Here is a 20,045-nt window from a genome sequence, read left to right on the forward strand (position 1 = left end):
GAAGGAAATTCTCCGAACACGGGAGAACCCCTGTGCATTGAAGAAGATTTTCCTCGGTTGGGAGAAGAACAATCCTGCATGAGCATTGGTTCCGCTTCCCCCATCCGCCGCCCCGACTACCGCCTGTCCGACAACCTGTGGGCCAAGGACGGGGTCGTGTTCCTCACCGGCACCCAGTCGCTGGTGCGCCTGCTGGTGATGCAGCGCGAGCGCGACCAGGCGCGGGGCCTGAACACGCAAGGCTTCATCAGCGGCTACCGCGGTTCGCCGCTGGGCATGGTGGACCAGGCGATCTGGAAGGCCGGCAAGAAGTTCACCGAAGCCGGCATCCGCTTCGTGCCGGCTATCAACGAGGAGCTGGGCGCCACGCAGGTGCTGGGCACGCAGCGCGTGGAGCTGGACCCGGAGCGCACGGTGGATGCCGTGTTTGGCATGTGGTACGGCAAGGGCCCCGGCGTGGACCGCGCGGGTGATGCGCTCAAGCACGGCAATGCCTTCGGCTCGTCGCCGCGCGGCGGCGTGGTGGTGGTGGCGGGTGACGACCACGGCTGCGTGTCGTCTTCGATGCCGCACCAGAGCGACCAGGCCTTCCAGGCCTGGGGCATGCCGGTGCTGCAGCCGGCCAGCGTGGCCGAGTACCTGGAGTTCGGCCTTTACGGCTACGAGCTGTCGCGCTACTCGGGCGCCTGGGTCGGCATGGCCGCGCTGTCGGAAGTGGTGGAGAGCGGGGCCACGGTGGACCTGGACCTGGTCAACGCCCGCGCCGCGGCCTGGGTCGATGCGGCCAGCGTCACCGCCGCCACCGGCTACCAGCCGCCAGCGGACGGCCTGCACATCCGCTGGCCGGACCTGCCGTCGCTGGCCATCGAGGCCCGCATGGCCGCCAAGCTGCAGGCCACTGCCGCATTCGCCAAGGTCAACAGCATCGACCGCCAAGTCATAGCGAGCCCGCACGCGACGGTCGGGATCATTACCTGCGGCAAGGCCCACTACGACCTGATGGAAGTGTTGCGCCGGCTGGAGATCTCGCCCGAGATGCTGGCCGAGGCCGGCGTGCGGCTCTACAAGGTGGGCCTGAGCTTTCCCATCGAAACCACCCGGGTGAAGGCCTTTGCGCAAGGCCTGAAGGAGATCCTGATCGTCGAGGAGAAGGGCGCGGTCGTTGAGACGCAGCTGCGCGACCTGTTCTACAACGCGCCGGCCGACGCGCGCCCGGCCCTGGTCGGCAAGCACGACCGCGACGGCAAGCCGCTGGTCTCGGCGCTGGGCGAACTGCGGCCTTCGCGGCTGATCGAGATCACTGCGCACTGGCTGGCCGAGCACTTCGGCGAAGCGCGTTTTGGCGATCACCTGCGCCATGTGCGGGACTTCACGCCGCCCGCATTGCTGTCCAACGGCGGCGACACGGTCAAGCGCCTGCCGTACTTCTGCGCCGGCTGCCCGCACAACACCAGCACAAAGGTGCCTGAAGGATCGACGGCCCGCGCCGGCATCGGTTGCCACTTCATGGCCAACTGGATGAACCGCGACACCGAGGGCCTGATCCAGATGGGCGGCGAAGGCGTGGACTGGATCTCGCATTCGATGTTCACCAAGGTGCCGCACGTCTTCCAGAACCTGGGCGACGGCACCTACTATCACTCGGGCTACCTGGCGGTGCGCCAGGCGGTCGCGGCCAAGGCCGTCATCACCTACAAGATCCTTTTCAACGACGCAGTGGCCATGACCGGCGGCCAGCCGGTGGACGGCGTGATCAGCGTGGACGCGATTGCGCGCCAGATGGAGAGCGAAGGTGTCAAGCAGGTCGTGGTCGTCAGCGACGACATAGCCAAGTACGACGAGATGCGCGAGCGCTTCCCCGCCGGCACCGAGTTCCACGACCGAGCCGAGCTGGACGCCGTGCAGCGCCGCTTGCGCGAGGTGGCCGGCGTCACCGTGCTGATCTACGAACAGACTTGCGCGGCCGAGAAGCGCCGCCGCCGCAAGAAGGGCGAGATGGTCGACCCTGCGAAGCGCCTGTTCATCAACGAGGCGGTCTGCGAAGGCTGTGGCGACTGCACGGTGCAGAGCAATTGCGTGGCCGTGCTGCCGCTGGAAACCGAGCTGGGCCGCAAGCGCAAGATCGACCAGAGCAACTGCAACAAGGACTATTCCTGCGCCAAGGGCTTCTGCCCGAGCTTTGTCGGCGTGACCGGCGGCAAGCTGCGCAAGCGCGCGGGAGCGCTGAGCACCGGCAAGGCGGCGTTCCTGGCCCGTGTCGAAGCGCTGCCGCACCCGGCCGCGCACACCTGGGCCGCGCCGTACGACTTGCTGGTCACCGGCGTCGGCGGCACCGGCGTGGTCACCGTGGGCGCGGTCATCGCAATGGCCGCGCACCTGGAAGGCAAGCGCGCCAGCGTGCTGGACTTCATGGGCTTTGCGCAGAAGGGCGGCGCGGTGCTGAGCTTCGTGCGCCTGGCCGACGTGCCCGAGCGCCTGAACCAGGTGCGCATCGACACCCAGCAGGCCGACGCCATCCTGGCCTGCGACGTGGTCGTCGGCGCTTCGCCGGACGCGCTGCAGACCGTGCGCCACGGCCGCACCCGCATCCTCGCCAACACGCACCAGATCCCGGTCGCCGAGTCGCTGCGCAACCCGGACGCCAGCCTCAAGGTCGACCTGCTGCTGGAGAAGATGCGCTTCGTGGCCGGTGACGAACAGGTTGAGACCTTCGACGCCCAGGCCCTGGCCGAAGAGTTCCTGGGCGACACCATCACGTCCAACATCCTCGCCATGGGCTACGCCTGGCAGCGCGGCCTGGTGCCCATCAGCCTGGCCGCGCTGACCAAGGCCATAGCGCTGAACGCGGTGGCGGTCGAATCCAACCTGCTGGCCTTCTCGCTGGGCCGCCTGGCCGCGGCCGATCCGCAAGGCCTGCAAGCCTTGCGCGGCGGGGCATCAGAGCTGCCTCTTGATGAGTCCGTCGACGCACTGGTGGCGCGTGCGATGGCGCATCTTGCCGGCTATCAAAACCAGGCGTGGGCCCAGCGCTTTGAAGCCACCGTTCAGCGCGTGCGCGAGGCCGAGTCGGCGCTGGCGGGTGGTGACGCCAGCCTGCCGGTCACCCGCACCGTGGCTGCCAGCCTGCTCAAGCTGATGAGCTACAAGGACGAATACGAAGTCGCCCGGCTCTACACCGACGGCAATTTCCGCCGCAAGCTCAGCGAGCAGTTCGAGGGCGATCTGCAACTCGAATTCCACATGGCGCCGCCGCTGTTGTCCCGCCCGAAAAACGGCCAGGCCCCGCGCAAGATCCGCCTGGGCGCCTGGATGCTGCCGGCGATGCGCCTGCTGGCCAAGGGCAAGGCGCTGCGAGGCTCCGCGCTGGACCTCTTTGGCTACAGCGAAGAGCGCCGCATGGAGCGGCAGCTGATTGGCCAGTTCGAGGCCCGCACCCAGGAACTGACAGCAGGCCTGGCAGCCGACAAGCAGGCGCTGGCTGCCCAAATCGCGGCGGTGCCCATGAGCATGCGCGGCTACGGCCACATCAAGCTGGCCAACGTCGCACTCGCTCGCGCCCGCGAGGCCGAGCTGATGCACCGCTACCTGCCGCAGCGCTACCCGAAGCCGCCGTCGTCCACCAAGGCCGGGCAGATCCGCGGCGTGGCGGTGGTGGCGGGCTGAAGCGGCGCCTGACCGAACCGCGTCCCTGGCGGACGCGGCCGGGTGCTGCTCAACGCACCTTCGGAAGGTCCAGGCCGCTGTCGCGGATGGCCTTGTGTGCGAATGGGGTGTCGAGGAAGTCCAGGAATTGCCGGCCTGCCTCTGGCGCCTTCGCCTTGGACGACACTGCCGCCGAGACGACGCTGAGCTTCTGCAGCTCGTTGGGCAGCGGCCCCACCACGGTGATGCCGGGCTCAAGCTTCAGTTCGCTGAGCTGCTGGATGCCCAGTTCGACAACGTCGTCGGCAAGTTCTTCGCCAACGAAACGTCGACCCAGCACCACATGCCCCCTGCTGGCCATGGCCTCGGTGAGCCCCAGCTGGGGCACGACCACCTTGATGAAGTGCATGCCACTGGCGCCTTCCGAATAGCCCACTGACTTGGCGGCCAGCAGGGCGCTTCGGAACGCGGCCGTTGTCGAGATGTCGGGCAGCGGATGGCCCGCCTTCACGGCGACCCCGATGCCGGACACCGCCACGTTGCGGCGCTGCTGCGGCACGAAGTGGCCAGTGCGAACCAGGTCATCCATCCCGGTGTCCACCATGATCAACACGTCCAGCGCCTCACCGCTGCGCACGCGCACCGGACTTGCTTCTGGCGAATTGCCCGAGGACGGGCCCCAGGACATCGTCACCTTGTGGCCGGTCTGGCGTTCGAATTCGGTGGCGATCGGTGTGAACGCACCCTTCAGAATGCCGGTGGTCAGGACCTTGATGTCGTCGGCGCGGGCCCCGGCGGCACACAACAGCGCGCTCAACACGATGGCCTTTGCGCAGGTTTGGAGCGAGAAATTCATGGCTGGTTTCCTTCGGTGAGGGCGGGGTGTTTCTCAGACGCGCTCGAGCACGACCGCGATGCCTTGGCCGACGCCGATGCACATCGTGACCAACGCGTAGCGACCGCCGGTGGCGTGAAGCTGGTTCACCGCAGTCGTCGCCAGCCGCGCGCCGGAAGCGCCCAGCGGATGGCCGAGGGCGATCGCGCCGCCGTTCGGATTGACGCGCGGGTCGTCGTCGCGCAGCCCCAGGTCGCGCAGAACGGCCAGGCCCTGTGCAGCGAATGCCTCGTTCAGCTCGATCAAGTCGAGTTGGGCGAGTGTCAGGCCCGTGAGCGCCAGCACCTTGCGTGTGGCTGGCGCCGGCCCCATGCCCATGATGCGAGGCGGCACACCGGCCGAGGCCATGCCAACGACACGGGCGCGAGGCGTCAGGCCGTGCCTGTTCGCCGCGGCCTCGCTGGCCAGGAGCAGCGCGCAGGCGCCGTCGTTGACGCCCGATGCGTTGCCGGCGGTCACGGTCCCGTCGGGACGCACAACGCCCTTGAGCTTGGCCAGGGCTTCGAGGCTGGTGGTTCGGGGATGCTCGTCCTTCGCGACGATGATGGCATCGCCCTTTTTCTGCGGGATCGAAACCGGGACGATCTCGGCGTCGAAAAACCCGCGCTCCTGCGCTGCCAGGGCCCGCGTCTGCGAGGAAAGTGCCATGAGGTCCTGGGCTTCGCGTTCGATCCCGAATTCGGTGGCCACGTTCTCGGCCGTCTCTGGCATGGCGTCCACGCCGTAGCGCGCCTTCATCAGCCCATTGACGAAGCGCCACCCAATGGTCGTGTCCTCGATGCGGTTGCTGCGCGAAAAGGCGCTCTCGGCTTTGGGCATGACAAACGGCGCACGCGACATGCTCTCGACGCCGCCAGCCAGCATCAGGTCGGCATCGCCGGACCGGATCGCACGAGCAGCGGTTCCGAGTGCGTCCAGCCCGGAGCCGCAGAGCCGGTTGACCGTGGAGCCAGGCACTTCCAGCGGCAGGCCGGCCAGCAACGCGCTCATGCGCGCGACGTTCCGGTTGTCTTCGCCCGCCTGGTTGGCGCAGCCGTAGATCACGTCGGTGACGGCTTGCCAGTCGACCGTCAGGTTTCGCGCCATCAGCGCGGCCAGCGGCACGGCGCCCAGGTCGTCTGCGCGCACGCTGGCGAGCGCACCGCCGTAGCGGCCAAAAGGCGTGCGAACGGCGTCGCAGATGTAGGCGTGTTGGCTCATGGCGGAAGGCTCAGGTGGGCAAGAAAGGGTGGGTCGTTAAGGCCCAGATGCGCGCGAGCAGCGCGCGTGCCTCGGGCTCACCGATGACGGGCGCTGCCAGTTCCAGAAGCTTGTCCGCCAGGTCGGCATCGCTCAGTGGAAGTTCGGGGTCGCCTTTGCGGTCGGGCTGCAGATGGGACAGGTGGCGGCCATCGCGCAGCGTGATCGACACGCGCGCCGCTCGCCGGCCGGGAAAGCCGGCGTCGACCTCTGGATCCAGCGCCTTGGTGATGCGTTGCATCAGCCCGCGTGTGGCCGGGTCCTGCAGTCGCGCCGGCTCGTAGGCGGACAGTCGCACGCTGCCGTGCACCAACGCGGAAGCCACCATGTAATGCAGGCTGAAGCGGGCCTGGTCGGCGTTCTGCGGATTGACGTGCGGCGCGATGTCCAGCGTGGCGCGGTACACGCCCAGGTGCATGGACGCGATGTCGGCGTGAGAGAAGCCGTGCAGCTGTTGCAGGGCCAGCGCGCCGTCGATGGCCGCGAAGTTGTGGCCGCAGCCGATGTGGTTCTTGAATGTCAGGCGCGTGATGTGCCAGTCGCTGCCCAGCGTGGCGCCGATGGCCGACCAGTCGGGCCCGTTGCTCATGGCCATGCCCAGGCCGGATTCGCCTTCCAGAACGTCCAGCGAACTCCGCATGCCACGCGCGGCCAGCTGAGCAGCCAGTACCCCGGCTTCGGCCGCCCGGCCAGCGTGCAGCGGCTTGCCCATGGCCTCGGTTCGGAAGGCCTGCTGCAGCCCGGCGGTGAACGTGGCGACCAGGGCCAGGGCCTGCGCGAAAGCGCCTTCGTCCAGGCGCAGCAGGCTTGCTGCTGCCGCCGCGGCGCCGAAGCTGCCCATCGTGCCGGTGTTGTGCCAGAACTTGTAGTGCGGCCTGCCCATCACCACGCCGATGCGGGTCGAGATTTCGTAGCCCAGCACCACGGCGCGCAGGAACTCGGTGCCTGTGGCCTTCGTCGCCTGCGCCACCGCCAGAGCGGCGGCGATGGTGGCCGCGCCTGGGTGGTACATCGCATCGCGGAAGCTGTCGTCCACCTCGGCGGCATGGGCTGCCGTGCCGTTGATCAGCGCCGCCGCTCGCGTGGTGGCCGCACGGCCCAGGGCCAGGCGAGCCTCGCCGCGGTCCAGGTCTTCGGTCATCGTGGCCTCGAGCACCTGAACAGCCGGCATGGCCAGGCCGGGATAGAGCGACGCATACCAATCCACCACGGCGCGTTGCGCGTGGTGCAGCACCTCGGGCGGCAGCGCGTGCTGCGCTGACGCATGGGCGAAGCGGGCGAGGACTTGCGTTGCCAGCATGTCAACCTTCCACGTTCAGCACATGCTGCACGTCGCCTGGAACGAAACCGGGTCCACTCCATGCTGCCAATTCGCGCAAGTCAGCCTGCAAGGCCGCAGCACCCCGCTCGCGGGCCCAGAACACCGGCCCACCTTCCCAGCGCGGGAAGCCGTAGCCGTTGACGAGCACCACGTCCACATCGGTGGCCCGTTCGGCCACGCCTTCGGCCAGCAGCAGCGCCGCTTCATTGACCAGTGTCAGCATCACGCGGCGCTGGATCTCCGCGGCGCCCAATTCACGCGGCACGATGCCCTTGTCGCTGCGCGCCTTTGCGATCAGCTCGGTCACGGCCGGGTCGATCTGCGGGCGCGACGCGCCTTCGGGGTAGCGGTAGTAGCCGGCGCCCGTCTTGCGGCCCAGCCGGCCGGCTTCGCACAGGCGGTCGGCGATGTGCACATGGCGCGCGGCCGGCTCCCGCGTGGCCACCTGCGCCTGGCGCATGCGCCAGGCGATGTCCAGGCCCGACAGGTCGGCCACCGCGAACGGGCCCATCGCAAAACCGAAGGCTTCCAGCGCGGCGTCCACCTGCTCCGGTGCCGCGCCTTCCTCGACCATGAACTCGCACTGACGCCGGTACGCGGCATACAGGCGGTTGCCGACAAAGCCAAAGGCATTGCCGGTCAGCACGGGCAGCTTCTTCAGCGCGCGGCCGATGGACAGGCCGGTGGCCAATGCATCCAGCGCCGAAGCCTTGCCGCGCACGACCTCCATCAGCTTCATCACGTTGGCCGGGCTGAAGAAGTGCAGGCCGATCACGTCCTGCGGGCGAGACGTTGACGCGGCAATGGCGTCCAGATCCAGGTAGGACGTGTTGGATGCCAGCACGGCGCCGGGCCGGGCCAGCGCGTCGATGCGCTGGAAGACCTGCTGCTTGACGCCCATCTCCTCGAACACGGCCTCGATGACCAGGTCGGCCTCGGCGATGCGCGGCCAGTCCAGGCTCGGGCTCAGGCGGGCTTCGCAGGCGGCCGCCACAGACGCGTTGACCTTGCCGCCCTTCACGCGGCTGGCGTAGTGCGCGTGGATGCGGCTCGCCCCCCTGTCCAGTGCCGCGGCTTCCTGTTCGAGCAAGAGCACCTCGTAGCCTGCGTCCAGCGCGGCGATGGCGATGCCCGAACCCATCGTGCCGGCGCCGATCACGGCAATGCACCGAACGTCGCGCGGCCTGGCATCACCCAGTGCAGGGTGCTTGGCGCTGTCTCGTTCAGCGAAGAACTGGTGGCGCAGCGCAAAGGCTTCGCGCGACACGCGCAGGCGTTGGAAGACGGCCCGTTCGTTGGACAATCCCTCTTCAATCCCGACCGTGGCCGTGGCCACGATGGCGTCAATGGCGGCTTGCACTTGCGGCCGGCGCTTGCCGGCCTTGAGTGCGGCGGCCGAGGCCTCTGCGACGGCTGCGGCATCTGCCGCTGGCACCGCGCGGTCGCGCAGGCGTTGCTTGCCGGCCAGCTGGCGCGCATGGGCCACGGCAGCGCTGCGCAGATCACCCGCTGCTTCGGCGTCGATCAAGCCTGCAGCGAGGGCCGCAGCGCTGTTGATGCGCTCGCCGCTGCAGATCATGCCGATGGCGCGCGGTATGCCCACGATGCGCGGCAGCCGCTGCGTGCCGCCGGCACCGGGGATGATGCCTAGCGTCACTTCTGGCAAGCCGACCACCGTGCCCGGCGCGGCAATGCGTGCATCGCAACCCAGGGCCAGCTCGAAACCACCGCCCAGTGCCGCGCCATGCAGGGCCGCGACAACCGGCTTGCCGCAGTCTTCGATGGCCCGGATCACGGTGGGCAGCTGCGGCTCCGCCAGCGGCTGGCCGAACTCGCGCAGATCGGAGCCCGCGATGAAGGTGTTGCTGGCACCGATCAGCACCGCGCCGCGCAGGCTGTCCTCGGCGCGCACGGTAGCGATGGCGCTCATCAGGCCTTCACGCACTGCCGCCGAACCGGCATTGATCGGCGGGTTGTCGATGACGATGACGGCGATGTCGCCGTCGCGTTCCAGGCGCACGCGTTGCTGTTCCATCTGTGATTCCTCAGGCCAGCACGACCACGCCGTCGGCCGCGCGCACGCCCTGGCCTTGCGGCAGCACGAAGACCGGGTTGATCTCGGCTTCGACCAGGCGCTCGCCCAGTTGCGCGGCCATGCGCGAGAAGGCGACGATGGCGTCGACCAGCGCTTCCACGTCGGCCTTGGGGCGGCCGCGGAAACCGTCGAGCAAGGGCCAGGTCTTCAGGTCCCTGGCCATGCTCAGGGCCTCGGCACGGCTCAAGGCACTGAGGCCATTCGCGTCAGCCGGCAGCAGCCGCATCGTGGTGTCCTTGAACAGCTCTGCCGTCACGCCGCCCATGCCCAGCAGGATGGCCGTGCCCAGCGGGTCGCGGTGCATGCCGAGGATGAGCTCGGTGCCGCCACCGACCATCTGCTGCACCAGGTAGCGCTTGGGCCGGAAGCCGGCCTTGGCCTCCACGTCGGCGGCCATCTGCGTGAGGCGCGCGCCCACGGTTTCTTCATCGAGGCCCACGGCCACGCCACCGACATCGCTCTTGTGCGTGACCTGCGCCGACAGCATCTTCAGCACCACACGCCCGCCCAGCTGCGCCGCCGCCGCCTTGGCCTCGGCCGGTGTGCTGACGATGATCTCGCTCGCGCACGGCACGCCGAAACGTGCGAAGAGCTGCTTGGCCTGGGCCTCGTCCAGCGAGCCCGGTGCGAAGTCATCCACCGCCACGGCCAGGCCTGCGGCCTGCGCCTCATCGGGCGCGACGAAGCGGCTGGCCTTGCGCATCGCGCCCAAGGCCGCGGTGCAGCTTTCAGCGGCAGCGAAGGCCGGCACGCCGCGTTGGGTCAGCAGTGCGCCAATCTCGGGCGCATGCGGGCTGACGTAGGCCATCACGGGCTTGTCGGTCTGCGGCAGGCAATCCTGGATGGCGCCAGCCATCAGCTCGGGCTGCGCCAGGCTGGACGAGCCGACGATGATGGTCAATGCGTCGTAGCTCGGGCTTGCCAGCAGCGCGGTGATGGCGCCGCGCAGCAGATCGGGCCGCAGGCCGGCCAGCGTCACGTCGATGGGGTTTCGGTCGAGCACCGCCTCGCTGCCGGTCTGCAGCACGCGCAGCGCTTCGGCGGTGGCGGCATCGGGTGCCGGCGTCTCGAAGCCGTGCAGGCCGAGGTCGTCGCTGACCAGCGTGCCAGCGCCGCCGGTGGACGTGAGGATGGCCACACGGTTGCCGCGCAGCTTGCGGCCGGTCGCCAACGCCACGGGGATGTCCAGCAGGTCGCTGAAGCTCTGCGCGCGGATCACGCCGGTCTGGCGGAACAGCGCGTCGTACATGCGGTCGGCACCGGCCATCGCACCGGTGTGCGACACGGCAGCGGCGGCGCCGGCTTCGGAGCGGCCGATCTTGAACGCGACGACGGGCTTGCCGGCTCGCGCGGCTTTCAATGCGGCAGCGCGGAATTTCTGCGGGTTGCGCACCGTCTCGACATAGAGCGCGATGACCTTGGTGGCCTCGTCGTCGGCCAGGTGGTCGATGAAGTCGGCCAGTTCCAGGTCGACCTCGTTGCTGGTCGAGATCAGTTTGGACAGGCCGACGCCGCGCGCCGAGGCGCGCGACAGTAGCGAGCCGAGGATGCCGCCGCTTTGCGACACGACACCGATGCCACCTACCGGGAAGTGGTCCATCTCCAGTGCGCCTGTGGCCGACAGCACGATCTTGTCGGTCAGGTTCACCAGGCCGATGGTGTTCGGGCCGAGGATGCGCATCGAGCCTGCGGCTTCGATCAGCTGGCGCTGGCGGCGCGCGCCGTCTTCGCCGGTTTCGGTGTAGCCGCTGGCCAGCACGATGGCGGCGGCGGTGCCGCGGGCGGCCAGGTCGCGCACGGCAAGGTGGGCACGCTCTGCGCCCAGCAGCACGATGCCCACGTCGGGCACGACCGGCAGCGAGGCAATGTCGGCGTAGCAAGGCAGGTCGCCGATGCGGTCGGCCTTCGGGTTCACCGGCAGGATCTGCCCGGCATAGCCGTGCTTGCGCAGGTAGGCCACGGGGCGGCCGGCGGTCTTGGTCGGGTCGGCCGAGGCGCCGATGATGGCGACGCTGCGCGGTTGCAGCAGGCGGGAGATCGCGTCCATCTTCATCACTCCTTGGCCGCGGCCGGTGCCGGTGCCGACTTGGCCAGGAAGGCCATCACCGATTCGCGGTGCTCGGTGCTGGTGTAGCAAACGCCCTGGGCCTGGCTGCCCTGCGCGAACACGTCGTGCGAGGACAGCTCGAAGCTCTGGTTCAGGATGGTCTTGGTCAGCGCCAGCGCGGTGGACGAGCCCTTGCCGAGCTCGGCCGCCCAGGCCTGTGCATCACCCAGCAGCGTGTCGCCCGCGGTCTTGCGGTCGACGATGCCGAGCTTCAGGGCTTCGTCCACGTCCACCTTGCGGCCGGTGAAGATCAGCTCCTTCGCCTTGGCCAGGCCGACGCGGCGCGGCAGGAAATACATGCCGCCGCCGTCAGGAACGATGCCGCGGTGGATGTAGCTCCAGGTGAAGTTGGCCCACTCGCTGGCGATGATGAAGTCGCAGGCCAGTGCCGTGTCGGCACCCAGGCCCGATGCCGCACCGTTGACCGCCGCGATCACCGGCTTGGGCATGGTGTGCAGCAGGGCCTGGGTGTGGTGCACGCGCTGCTGGCGGTGCCAGCCGTTGAAACCCACTTCACCGGCAGGCGCGTTCATGCGCTTTTCCATGCCACTGATGTCGCCACCGGCGCAGAAGCCCTTGCCGGCGCCGGTCAGCACCAGGGCCTTGATGGCCTTGTCGGCCGCAACCCTCTCCAGCGCTTCGATGAATTCGGTGCGCATGGCATCGCTCATCGCATTGCGCTTGTCGGGGCGGTTCAGGGTGATCGTGGCGATCGCGGCTTCGACCCGCAGGTCGATGAATGTGAAGCTCATGGGTTTCTCCGAAACAAGGGCGGCAGGGCGCAGGCTCAATCCGCTTTGATGTTGTTTTCCTTGACGATCTTTCTCCAGCGCACTTCTTCGGCCTTCACGTAGCGGTCGAGTTCGGCCGGGTCGCCGACGACGACGGTCAGACCTTCCTGCTCGATCTTCTTGGCGAAGTCAGGGCTGGCAGCAGCCTTCTTGGCTGCAGCGTTCAGCTTGGCGATCACGTCGGCTGGCGTGCCGGCGGGGGCATACAGGCCGTACCAGCTTTCCACCTGATAGCCGGGCACGTCTACACCGATGGGCGGCACGCCCTTCATCGCCGCGGAGGGGCTGGCGGAGGTGATGCCGATGGCCCTGAGCTTGCCGCTGTCGACAAATGGCGCGACCGCAGCCGCAGTGCCAAAGATCATGTCCACTTGCCCACCCAGCAGATCGGTGATGGCGGGGCCTGCGCCGCGATACGGCACATGGGTCATCTGAACCTTGGTCAGATTGGTGAACATCTCGCCGGCCAGGTGCGCCGAGGTGCCGTTGCCCTGCGAGGCATACGTCAGCTTGCCGGGCTCGGCCTTGGCGGCAGCGATCACGTCCTTGATCGACTTGAAATGGCTCTCCGCCCGCACGACCAGCACGTTCGGGCCCTTGGCGATGAGGGTGATCGGGGCGAAGGCCTTGCTCGTATCAAACGGGAGCTTGGGCATCATGCTGGGGTTGACAGCATGAGCGAAGGTCGCGATGACGATGCTGTAGCCGTCGGCCGGGCTCTTGGCGACGCTGTCGGTGCCGATGATCGTTCCTGCGCCGGGCTTGTTGTCGATGATGACCGGCTGTCCCAGTTCCTTGCCCATGCCCACGGCGAGCGTGCGGGCGACAAGGTCGGTGCCACCGCCTGGAGCGAAAGGAACGACGAGCCGGACGGGTTTCTCGGGATAGGCCGCGACGGCATGGGCGGAAGCGAGCGCCGCTGCGGCGCAGACGAAGGCGGCGAGGCGCCGCAAAACAATATGGCATGCCATCAGGTTGTCTCCTGTGATCTCATGGACTTTGCATTCGCCGGAATGCTGTGCATTTCGATTCGAGTGGCGTCTGCGGGATGCGAAGAGTAGGCGGCCCGGACCGAAACGTCTGCCTGCGATTTCCATAGAATGGAAATGCACGGCGTCGCCTCCCGCCCGCCGCAGGCAAGGCAACCTCCATGGAACCGGTGATGCCCACGGATCCCAAAAGGACATCTCCAGACAAACCCGGCACGTCACCTGCCAATCGGTCTCTGGAACGCGGCGTCGAGATCCTGCGCGCATTCCGGCCCGGTTCGGATCTCCTGGGTAACGGCGAACTGGCCGACCGAACCGGCCTGTCGCGGGCCACCGTCAGCCGCTTGAGTCAGACACTTGTTGGCATGGGCCTGCTCCAGCAGGAGCCGCTGCGCAAGGGCTACAGGTTGGCGCCCGCGGTGCTGAGCCTTGCGCACGCCATGCGATCCGGATCGACGATCCTGCAGGTCGCAGCGCCGCTGATGCGGGCGCTGGCCGAGAGCAAGCGCATCAATGTCGGACTGGCCGCACCGGATCGTGACGAGATGGTCTACCTCGAATCCATCCGCTACAGCCGCCGGGTCGCATTTCGCAACGTCGTCTCCGGCCAGCGCGTACCGATGGAGTTGACCTCGCTGGGACATGCCCACCTGGCCACATGCTCAACGGCACGGCGCAAGGCGCTCTACGAGGTGTTCAAGGCGCGACGGAGCACGCAGTGGCCGCTGTTGCTTGGGGAGATCGAGCGCTCCATCACGCGGGTGCGCGAGTCGGGATTCTGCGCAGCCTCCTGGCAACCCGAGGTGGTCGCGCTTGCCACGCCAGTCAACACCGAGGAAGCCTGCTATTCGCTGAATGTCAGCGTGTCGACCGTTGAGAGCATGGAAGCCGTGGTGGCCGCCCTTTCGGCGCCTCTGCTTGAGTTGCGAGACGCGATCCTGAGCGCGATGGCACGACGGGTCAACGCGTGAGCAAAGGGTGCCGGTGTCGCGGGGTCGACCTGCCAGGCGCCGCGCAAGATCCGCCTAGGCCCATGGATGCCGCTGGCGATGCGCCTGTTGGCAGAGGGCAGGGCGCTGCGAGGCACCGCGCTGGACCTCCATGGTTACACCGAAGATCGCCGTATGGAAATGATGCACGGAGTGCTTCATTGCACCCAGGGGTTGAGCAGCGTCGCTCCGGTTCCTTGGAAGTCGGCCACGTTGCGGGTCACGACGGTCATGCCATGAACCATGGCTGTCGCCGCGATCATGGCGTCACGCTCCGAGCGTCGATTTGGGACGTGGATTTGGGCGCATTGGAGCGCCACCGCCGTGTCGACCGCCAGGACTCTTCCAGCGAAGGCCGGCAGGACGTGGCTGTGCATCCAGACGCGTAAAACCGCTGCTTGAGGCGCATCGCGGCGCTCGAGAGAAAGAATGCCGAGCTCAAGCTCCAGTACGGTGATTGCCGAGACATACAAGGTGCCAGTGGCAACCTTGCTTGCCCAGGCGACGACGTTCGTGTCTGCTCGCCCTGCAGACGCTTTGCGCAGTTCGGAGACGACATTGGTGTCCAACACGTACATCAGCTCAGATCCGCCTCGCGATAGAGCTCACCGGCACGTGGTGGGTCGAATTCGACGTCTCCGGCGCCCGGCATCGAAAGCAGGCTGACGATGCTGGCGGAGGAGCCAGCCAACGCTTGGTAGCTTTCGATTGTCAGCAGCACGTGCGCCGGGCGCCCGCGGTCCGTGATGAACACAGGCCCCTGCGCGGCGGCCTTTTTAGCCCTGGCCGTGTCCTGGTTGAACTCGCGACTGGACAAAGTGGTGATGCTCACGGTTAGCCCTTCTTGAATGTAGAAACATTACTACATTGGCGCGAGGGTTGCAACCGCGTCATCCTTTGGCAGGCGGGGCAACGGCAACTTGAGGGCGTTCTACCTCACGCGTTGATGGGCAAGCAACGTCCCATGAGTCCGACCGAACGATCAGGCCGCTGGCACGCCCCAGTAGATCTCGGTGCTGGTGTCGCATGCGAATCCTTCAAGGCCCGGATGTTCAGCGAGACGCGCGATGTTTTCCTGCGTTGAGCAGAACAGCGAGAAGTGGCTGTCCCAATGGACTGTCCAGAGACTTGTCTTGTCCGGCGTGAACACACTCGCACGGACCAGGTGATGCTTGGCACTCGCGGGCTTCAGGTCGTCGATCCAATGCAGCTTCCGCTCGGTCCCGACATCATCTCCGACCCAGGCCCAGTCCTGATCGAGCGATTGCATGAAGGAAAGCATCGGGTCCTGCATCAGTTCGGGAAACAGGCCTTCGCAGGGAGGGAGCAACCCGTGCCGCTTCAGCGAAACGTCAAGCAACGCGGCATTTTCTTTGTTGGCATGTTGGGCGTTCAGGCCACCAATCGCTGTCCTCAGTGCCACATCGATCGATGCGAGCGAAGGTAGTCCGGACAGTTCCAGGATTTGTGCCCAGCTCACCGGCTCATATGCTCGACAAAGCTTGTCTGCGCTCAGGTCCGCCATCATTTCGACCGATGGGCCGACTGACGACGGTCTGGGTCGCATGAAGGGGTTGAGGATGATGTATGCGGCTTCGAAGACGCCTTCGTAGAACGGCAGGATCGGACCACGCAGCGGGCATACCGCGTACAAGTCTGGCGCAGGAAGGACGCGTTCGCGAACCGTCATTGCGGGGCCTCTCCTCCCTTGGCGCCCTCAGTCCGCCGTCACCTGTTCCAGCACGCCCTGCGCCGGCGCGCCGTCGGGTTGGGCAAGCCAGTTCAGGACGTTGCCTTTGGCGCAGCCGGTGCCTTCTTCCACAGAGGTGAGGGCGTTGAGGGCGGTGGCGATGCTGCGTTTGTAGCAGCTGCCGATGTTGTCGCTGTAGCTGACCGTTTGCGTGCCCTCCTGGCCCACGCGCTGGGTGGCGCCGCCGGTGTTGCTGAAGATCAGCCCGGACTTCGAAGTGAGGCTGTTCTCGAAGGCGCTGTTGAACACGGCCTTGTCGTTGACCTTGCGCGACACGGTGGTGCTGAAGTCCTGGGCCATGGTGCTGTTCTGGGTGTTCGCATCGCCGTCGTAGACGTAGCCCACGTCCAGCGGGTAGCTGAAGGCGAAGGTGTCGACCGTCTTGTTCTTGCCGCTGGTGGTCGTCACGGTGGCGGCCACGGTGGACTTCTGGGCGATGGTCTGCGAATACAGAATGTCGGTGATCTGGAAGGTCTGCAGGTTGCTGAACGTCAGATCCTGCTGCACCGTGGTGGTCACGCGGCCTTTAGACGTGTCGACGTAGCCGGTGATCGCATAGCTGCGCGTGGCCGTCACGCTCAGCGGGTCATTCGCGCTGCCGTCGTCAGCCACGACAACCTCGTTGATCGTGACGGGCGCGGTCAGTGCGGTGCTGGTCAGCGTGTTGCTGCTGACGGCGCCGCCCGTGGTGGCGGTGCCTGCGTCCCGGTAGACCAGCAGGTTGCCGACGACCGAGTAGTGGTCCTGGGCCCCTTCGACCGAGATGGCCACCGTGTGCGACGCGCCGTCGCTCAGCGCACCGGCGAACGGCGTGAGGTCGACGCGGGAAGGGTTGAAGGCGAGGGTCTCGGCACCGGGTGTCGGGCGCCAGAGGCCGGGGTCGATGCCGCCGGTGTAGACGCGCGGAACGACCGGCGCCAGCCCGGCCGGCTGGCCGTCGATGGTGACCAGCACCTCGCGGAAGCTGCCACCCCCGCAGCTTTGCAGAGCGCTGGTCTGGTCGTCGGGCACGCAGGTGTACCAGAACTCGTCGTCGCCCTGGCTCTCGGCCTGCACGTCCAGGTAGAGCCGCACGATGTTGGTCGGCAGCGAAAGCCTGCGCTGCAGCGCGTCGGTGGCCGTGGCGAGGCTGGCCGGGTCGCCGGTCACCAGGTCGCCAGCGAAGGGAATCACCGCGTCTGCCACGCGCGAGGTGGCGTCGTCGGCATCGGTCGCTGCCGGATAGAACACCAGCCTGGCCGAGCCCAGGAGCAGGCCGGTGTAGGTGTCGTCGACAACGTTGTCCAGCCGCACGTAGCCGGTGGCCGCGGCAGTCAGCGCGTTGGCATAGTCCGTCAGGTCCCGCTCGACGTGCCAGCTTGGCGCCACGGTGGCCGAAGGCTCCTGCGTGGTGCCGAAATACAGGTTCACGCCGCCGATGGAGATCAGCGCGGTGCGGTCGAACTGCCGGCCGGCATTGACCGAGAAGTCCGCTTCCAGCACCACCTTGGCGAACTTGCCGGTGCAGGCGCCCGAACCGGGGTAGGCGAAGGCATGGGCGTCGAAGCCGCTGTAGGTCATGCCGCTGTACAGCGTGATCGTGCACGGTGTGCTGGTGGGCCTGGGCAGCGGCGCATCGGCCACCACCGCGCCGGTGGCGCCGGCGGAGGCGGCCAGAGCCGCCACGGGCACCACGGCACCGGGCGTGGAAGCCCCGTCGCCATCCCCGTCACAGCCGCTGATGAAAAGTGCAAGCGCACACGTTGCGAGCGCCAGCGCAAGGGATGCGCGTGGCGTCGGGCGGATCGGAAGGTTCGGCATGAACGGGCTCTGCTGGGTTGAGGAAGATGGCAGGGAGCCAGCCACGCAAAGGGTATGCCAAGGTCTTGCTCATCTGTCGGCGGGGATACCCCATGCCGCATGGCTGATTTCGATCTGGCGGCTGCATGACGGCCGGTGGCGCGGCTGCCTTCGCGGCCGACGTCGCGGTGTCGAACATGCCCCGCGCTAGACTGCCCGCCTCACCGAGCGTCTCACCGCATGCAAGCCAAGCGAGTCCTCTTCCAACATCCTCTGGCTTTCTGGGTCGGCTGCGCGCTGATCACCGCGGGCGTGCTCGCGCATGTGCCCATGTTGTTGATGGGCCAGCACACGCATTGGCGGCTGGTGGGCATGCCGATGACGGCGGAGATGTGGATTGGCATGGCGCTCATCCCCATCGGTCTTTCGCTGTCGTTCTACGCGTTGATGCCGCCGCGGGCGCGGGCCGAATCGTCTACTCCGCAGGCCAGTGCCAGGTACCTGCATGTCGCCGACGGCGTGGCACTGAACCGCGAGCACTGGAAGCTGGTGCTCGTGCTCATCGTCACCCTCGCCATCGACGTGATGAAGCCGGCAACGCTCGGCTTTGTGATGCCGGGCTTGAGTGCCGAATATGCGCTGCCCAGGTCCCACGCGAGCCTGCTGGCGCTGTTCGCGCTCACCGGGACGACCGTGGGCTCGGTCATCTGGGGGCGCATTGCCGACCGCTTCGGCCGGCGGGCGGCCATCCTGTTTTCGGCGCTGATGTTCATCGGCACGGCCATCTGCGGCGCGATGCCGACCTTCGAATGGAACCTCGCGATGTGCTTCCTGATGGGCGCATCGGCCGGCGGCTTGCTGCCCATCGCATTCACCTTGATGGCGGAGACGGTGCCGGCCCGGCATCGGGGCTGGCTGATGGTCGCGCTGGGCGGCATCGGCACCTCTGCGGGTTACATGATTGCGGCGGGATCGGCTGCGTGGCTGGAGCCGCTCTTCAACTGGCGCGTGCTGTGGCTGCTGGGCTTGCCCACGGGTGCCGCGATCATCTTCCTGAACCGCTTCATTCCCGAGTCTCCGCGCTTCCTGGCCGCCATGGGCCGTCACGAAGAGTCCCACGCGATCCTGCGCCAGTTCGCAGGCTCGAAGCGGGCCCTCGAGGCCGATGACCCGGCGCATCCCGGTCCGGCCGTCATCGACGAAAGCCATCCTGTGTCAGGCATTCGCCAACTGATGCGAGGCCGGCATGCCCGCATCACCTGGGCGTTGCTGGTCTGCGGCACCGGCTGGGGTCTGGCGAACTTCGGCTTCCTGCTGTGGTTGCCGACGAACCTGAAGGAGCTGGGCGTAGACCCTGCTGCGGCCAGCGCGCTGCTGGCGAAGTCGGCCTTTTTTGCCTTGCCCGGCATCGCGGTCGTCATCCTTCTCTACCAGCGCTGGAGCAGCTTCAAGGCGCTGGTGCTGTTCATTGCACTCACGGCCGCGGTGCTGCTCGGTTTCGCCGCCTTGGCCGCCTTCCAGATCCGGTCGACGGGCCTGACGACGGTGGCCACGGCGGCCCTGCTCGTCAGCGTCAGCGGCGTGATCGCAATGCTCATTCCCTACGCGGCCGAGATCTACCCTGTGCACCTGCGCGGAAGTGGGTCCGGGGTGATTGCCGCCAGCTCCAAGTTCGGCGGCATCCTGGGCGCCGCGTTGGCGCTCTTCAGCTTCTTCGATCATTTCGCGCTTTCGGCCGTCGCACTAGCCTTGCCCATGGCCGTGTCGGCCGCCATGCTGTGGCGCAGTGGCGTCGAGACCCGGGGCATTGCGCTGGAAGACATCCAGAGCGCGCTCAGCAGTTAGCCGCGCATCAAGGCCCGATCATGCGGGCCTTCCTGGACACCGGCGGCGGCATGTTTTGGCTGGCGATCAGCTGATCTGCTCCGGCAAGATGCTGCGCCGCTGGCGGGCGAGAGAAATGGGAGGCCTGACACCTGCGAGCTAGCTTTCGGCGAGGGCCCAATTTCTGAGCAAGATCAGGCCGGTGCTAAGGGCGAGGCAAATGATGAACACGAGCATCGATTTGAACAAACGGCGCTTGAGATCTTCGACTGCGCTTTCCACCCGGTCCGTGTCTGTTGTAACGCCAGGGGGGCGCAGTGCCTTTATCTCGGTCGAAAGAAGTTGAGATCCGCGGTGTCCAAAGGCCCGGGCCGCAGACACGAATCCCACGATCCACGCGACGACTGCAATCAATGTCGCCAGTACGGCGAGAGAAGTCAGGATCGAATACAGCATGGCTCCCCTTTTCAAGGCATCGCTGCAGCCCTATGCATGGCTATCCGAGTGCCGCCACTGGCGACCACCAGCCACTGGCCGGACATCGCGCCGTGACCGCATAAAGTTTGTCAGCGGCAGGCATCGAAACCTGCACCCGTTGCGAGGACGGCTGGTGCCGTGCGTTTA

At 67.2% G+C, this 20,045-nt stretch carries 15 protein-coding genes and 1 pseudogene; 4 read left to right on the forward strand and 12 right to left on the reverse strand.

The genetic code is table 11. The annotated features are described in order from the left end of the window. The first annotated feature begins 78 nt into the window (after positions 1-78). Positions 79-3,663, forward strand: a complete 3,585-nt coding sequence (locus tag LRH25_RS02235; protein ID WP_231010094.1) for an indolepyruvate ferredoxin oxidoreductase family protein — start codon at positions 79-81, stop codon at positions 3,661-3,663. A 49-nt stretch (positions 3,664-3,712) separates the two neighbouring features. On the opposite strand, the gene LRH25_RS02240 is transcribed toward LRH25_RS02235, so the two are convergent. Genes LRH25_RS02240 through LRH25_RS02270 form a run of 7 tightly spaced genes read right to left on the reverse strand, consistent with a single transcriptional unit; the run spans position 3,713 to position 13,061 of the window. Further along, a complete protein-coding gene (locus LRH25_RS02240; RefSeq protein ID WP_141289051.1) occupies positions 3,713-4,498 on the reverse strand; it encodes a molybdate ABC transporter substrate-binding protein in 786 nt (261 codons plus the stop codon). 33 nt (positions 4,499-4,531) lie between these two features. Further along, positions 4,532-5,737 (reverse strand): 3-oxoadipyl-CoA thiolase, encoded by a 1,206-nt coding sequence (pcaF, locus tag LRH25_RS02245; protein WP_141289052.1) that lies wholly within the window; start codon positions 5,735-5,737, stop codon positions 4,532-4,534. Between the two features lie 10 nt (positions 5,738-5,747). Then, entirely contained in the window at positions 5,748-7,076 is a 1,329-nt protein-coding gene (locus tag LRH25_RS02250) for an MmgE/PrpD family protein (protein WP_141289054.1), read from the reverse strand. Between the two features lies 1 nt (position 7,077). Beyond that, a complete protein-coding gene (locus LRH25_RS02255) occupies positions 7,078-9,132 on the reverse strand; it encodes a 3-hydroxyacyl-CoA dehydrogenase NAD-binding domain-containing protein (protein WP_231010095.1) in 2,055 nt (684 codons plus the stop codon). A 10-nt stretch (positions 9,133-9,142) separates the two neighbouring features. Continuing rightward, positions 9,143-11,239 (reverse strand): acetate--CoA ligase family protein, encoded by a 2,097-nt coding sequence (locus LRH25_RS02260; protein WP_141287212.1) that lies wholly within the window; start codon positions 11,237-11,239, stop codon positions 9,143-9,145. Between the two features lie 5 nt (positions 11,240-11,244). After that, on the reverse strand, positions 11,245-12,051 hold the full coding sequence (locus LRH25_RS02265) for an enoyl-CoA hydratase/isomerase family protein (RefSeq protein ID WP_141287211.1): 807 nt from the start codon (positions 12,049-12,051) through the stop codon (positions 11,245-11,247). Positions 12,052-12,086: 35 nt separating this feature from the next. Continuing rightward, a complete protein-coding gene (locus LRH25_RS02270) occupies positions 12,087-13,061 on the reverse strand; it encodes a tripartite tricarboxylate transporter substrate binding protein (protein WP_141287215.1) in 975 nt (324 codons plus the stop codon). A 179-nt stretch (positions 13,062-13,240) separates the two neighbouring features. Here LRH25_RS02270 and LRH25_RS02275 point away from each other — a divergent pair, with 179 nt between their 5' ends. Beyond that, entirely contained in the window at positions 13,241-14,050 is an 810-nt protein-coding gene (locus LRH25_RS02275; RefSeq protein ID WP_231010096.1) for an IclR family transcriptional regulator, read from the forward strand. Positions 14,051-14,089: 39 nt separating this feature from the next. Beyond that, positions 14,090-14,308 (forward strand): annotated as a pseudogene (locus LRH25_RS33255) (DUF6537 domain-containing protein); the annotation flags it as partial. On the opposite strand, the gene LRH25_RS02280 reads toward LRH25_RS33255, so the two are convergent. From LRH25_RS02280 to LRH25_RS02295, 4 genes are all read right to left on the reverse strand, one after another. Then, positions 14,227-14,649, reverse strand: coding sequence for a type II toxin-antitoxin system VapC family toxin (locus LRH25_RS02280; RefSeq protein WP_211361351.1), 423 nt, complete (start codon positions 14,647-14,649; stop codon positions 14,227-14,229). The pseudogene LRH25_RS33255 and the gene LRH25_RS02280 overlap by 82 nt on opposite strands. Further along, the gene (locus tag LRH25_RS02285) at positions 14,646-14,900 is read right to left on the reverse strand and encodes a type II toxin-antitoxin system prevent-host-death family antitoxin (RefSeq protein ID WP_141287207.1); all 255 of its coding nucleotides are present in this window, start codon (positions 14,898-14,900) and stop codon (positions 14,646-14,648) included. The genes LRH25_RS02280 and LRH25_RS02285 overlap by 4 nt, the downstream gene beginning before the upstream one ends. Positions 14,901-15,050: 150 nt before the next feature. Then, a complete protein-coding gene (locus LRH25_RS02290; protein WP_141287205.1) occupies positions 15,051-15,758 on the reverse strand; it encodes a DUF2711 family protein in 708 nt (235 codons plus the stop codon). Positions 15,759-15,785: 27 nt separating this feature from the next. Continuing rightward, positions 15,786-17,618, reverse strand: coding sequence for a peptide-N4-asparagine amidase (locus tag LRH25_RS02295; protein ID WP_141287203.1), 1,833 nt, complete (start codon positions 17,616-17,618; stop codon positions 15,786-15,788). Between the two features lie 219 nt (positions 17,619-17,837). On the opposite strand from LRH25_RS02295, the gene LRH25_RS02300 reads away from it, so the two are divergent. Next, positions 17,838-19,442, forward strand: a complete 1,605-nt coding sequence (locus LRH25_RS02300; protein ID WP_141287201.1) for an MFS transporter — start codon at positions 17,838-17,840, stop codon at positions 19,440-19,442. A 138-nt stretch (positions 19,443-19,580) separates the two neighbouring features. Here LRH25_RS02300 and LRH25_RS02305 read toward each other — a convergent pair whose 3' ends face one another. After that, the gene (locus LRH25_RS02305; protein ID WP_141287199.1) at positions 19,581-19,877 is read right to left on the reverse strand and encodes a hypothetical protein; all 297 of its coding nucleotides are present in this window, start codon (positions 19,875-19,877) and stop codon (positions 19,581-19,583) included. Positions 19,878-20,045: the final 168 nt, after the last annotated feature.

Source organism: Ideonella azotifigens (genome assembly GCF_021043325.1).
GTDB lineage: Bacteria > Pseudomonadota > Gammaproteobacteria > Burkholderiales > Burkholderiaceae_C > Ideonella > Ideonella azotifigens.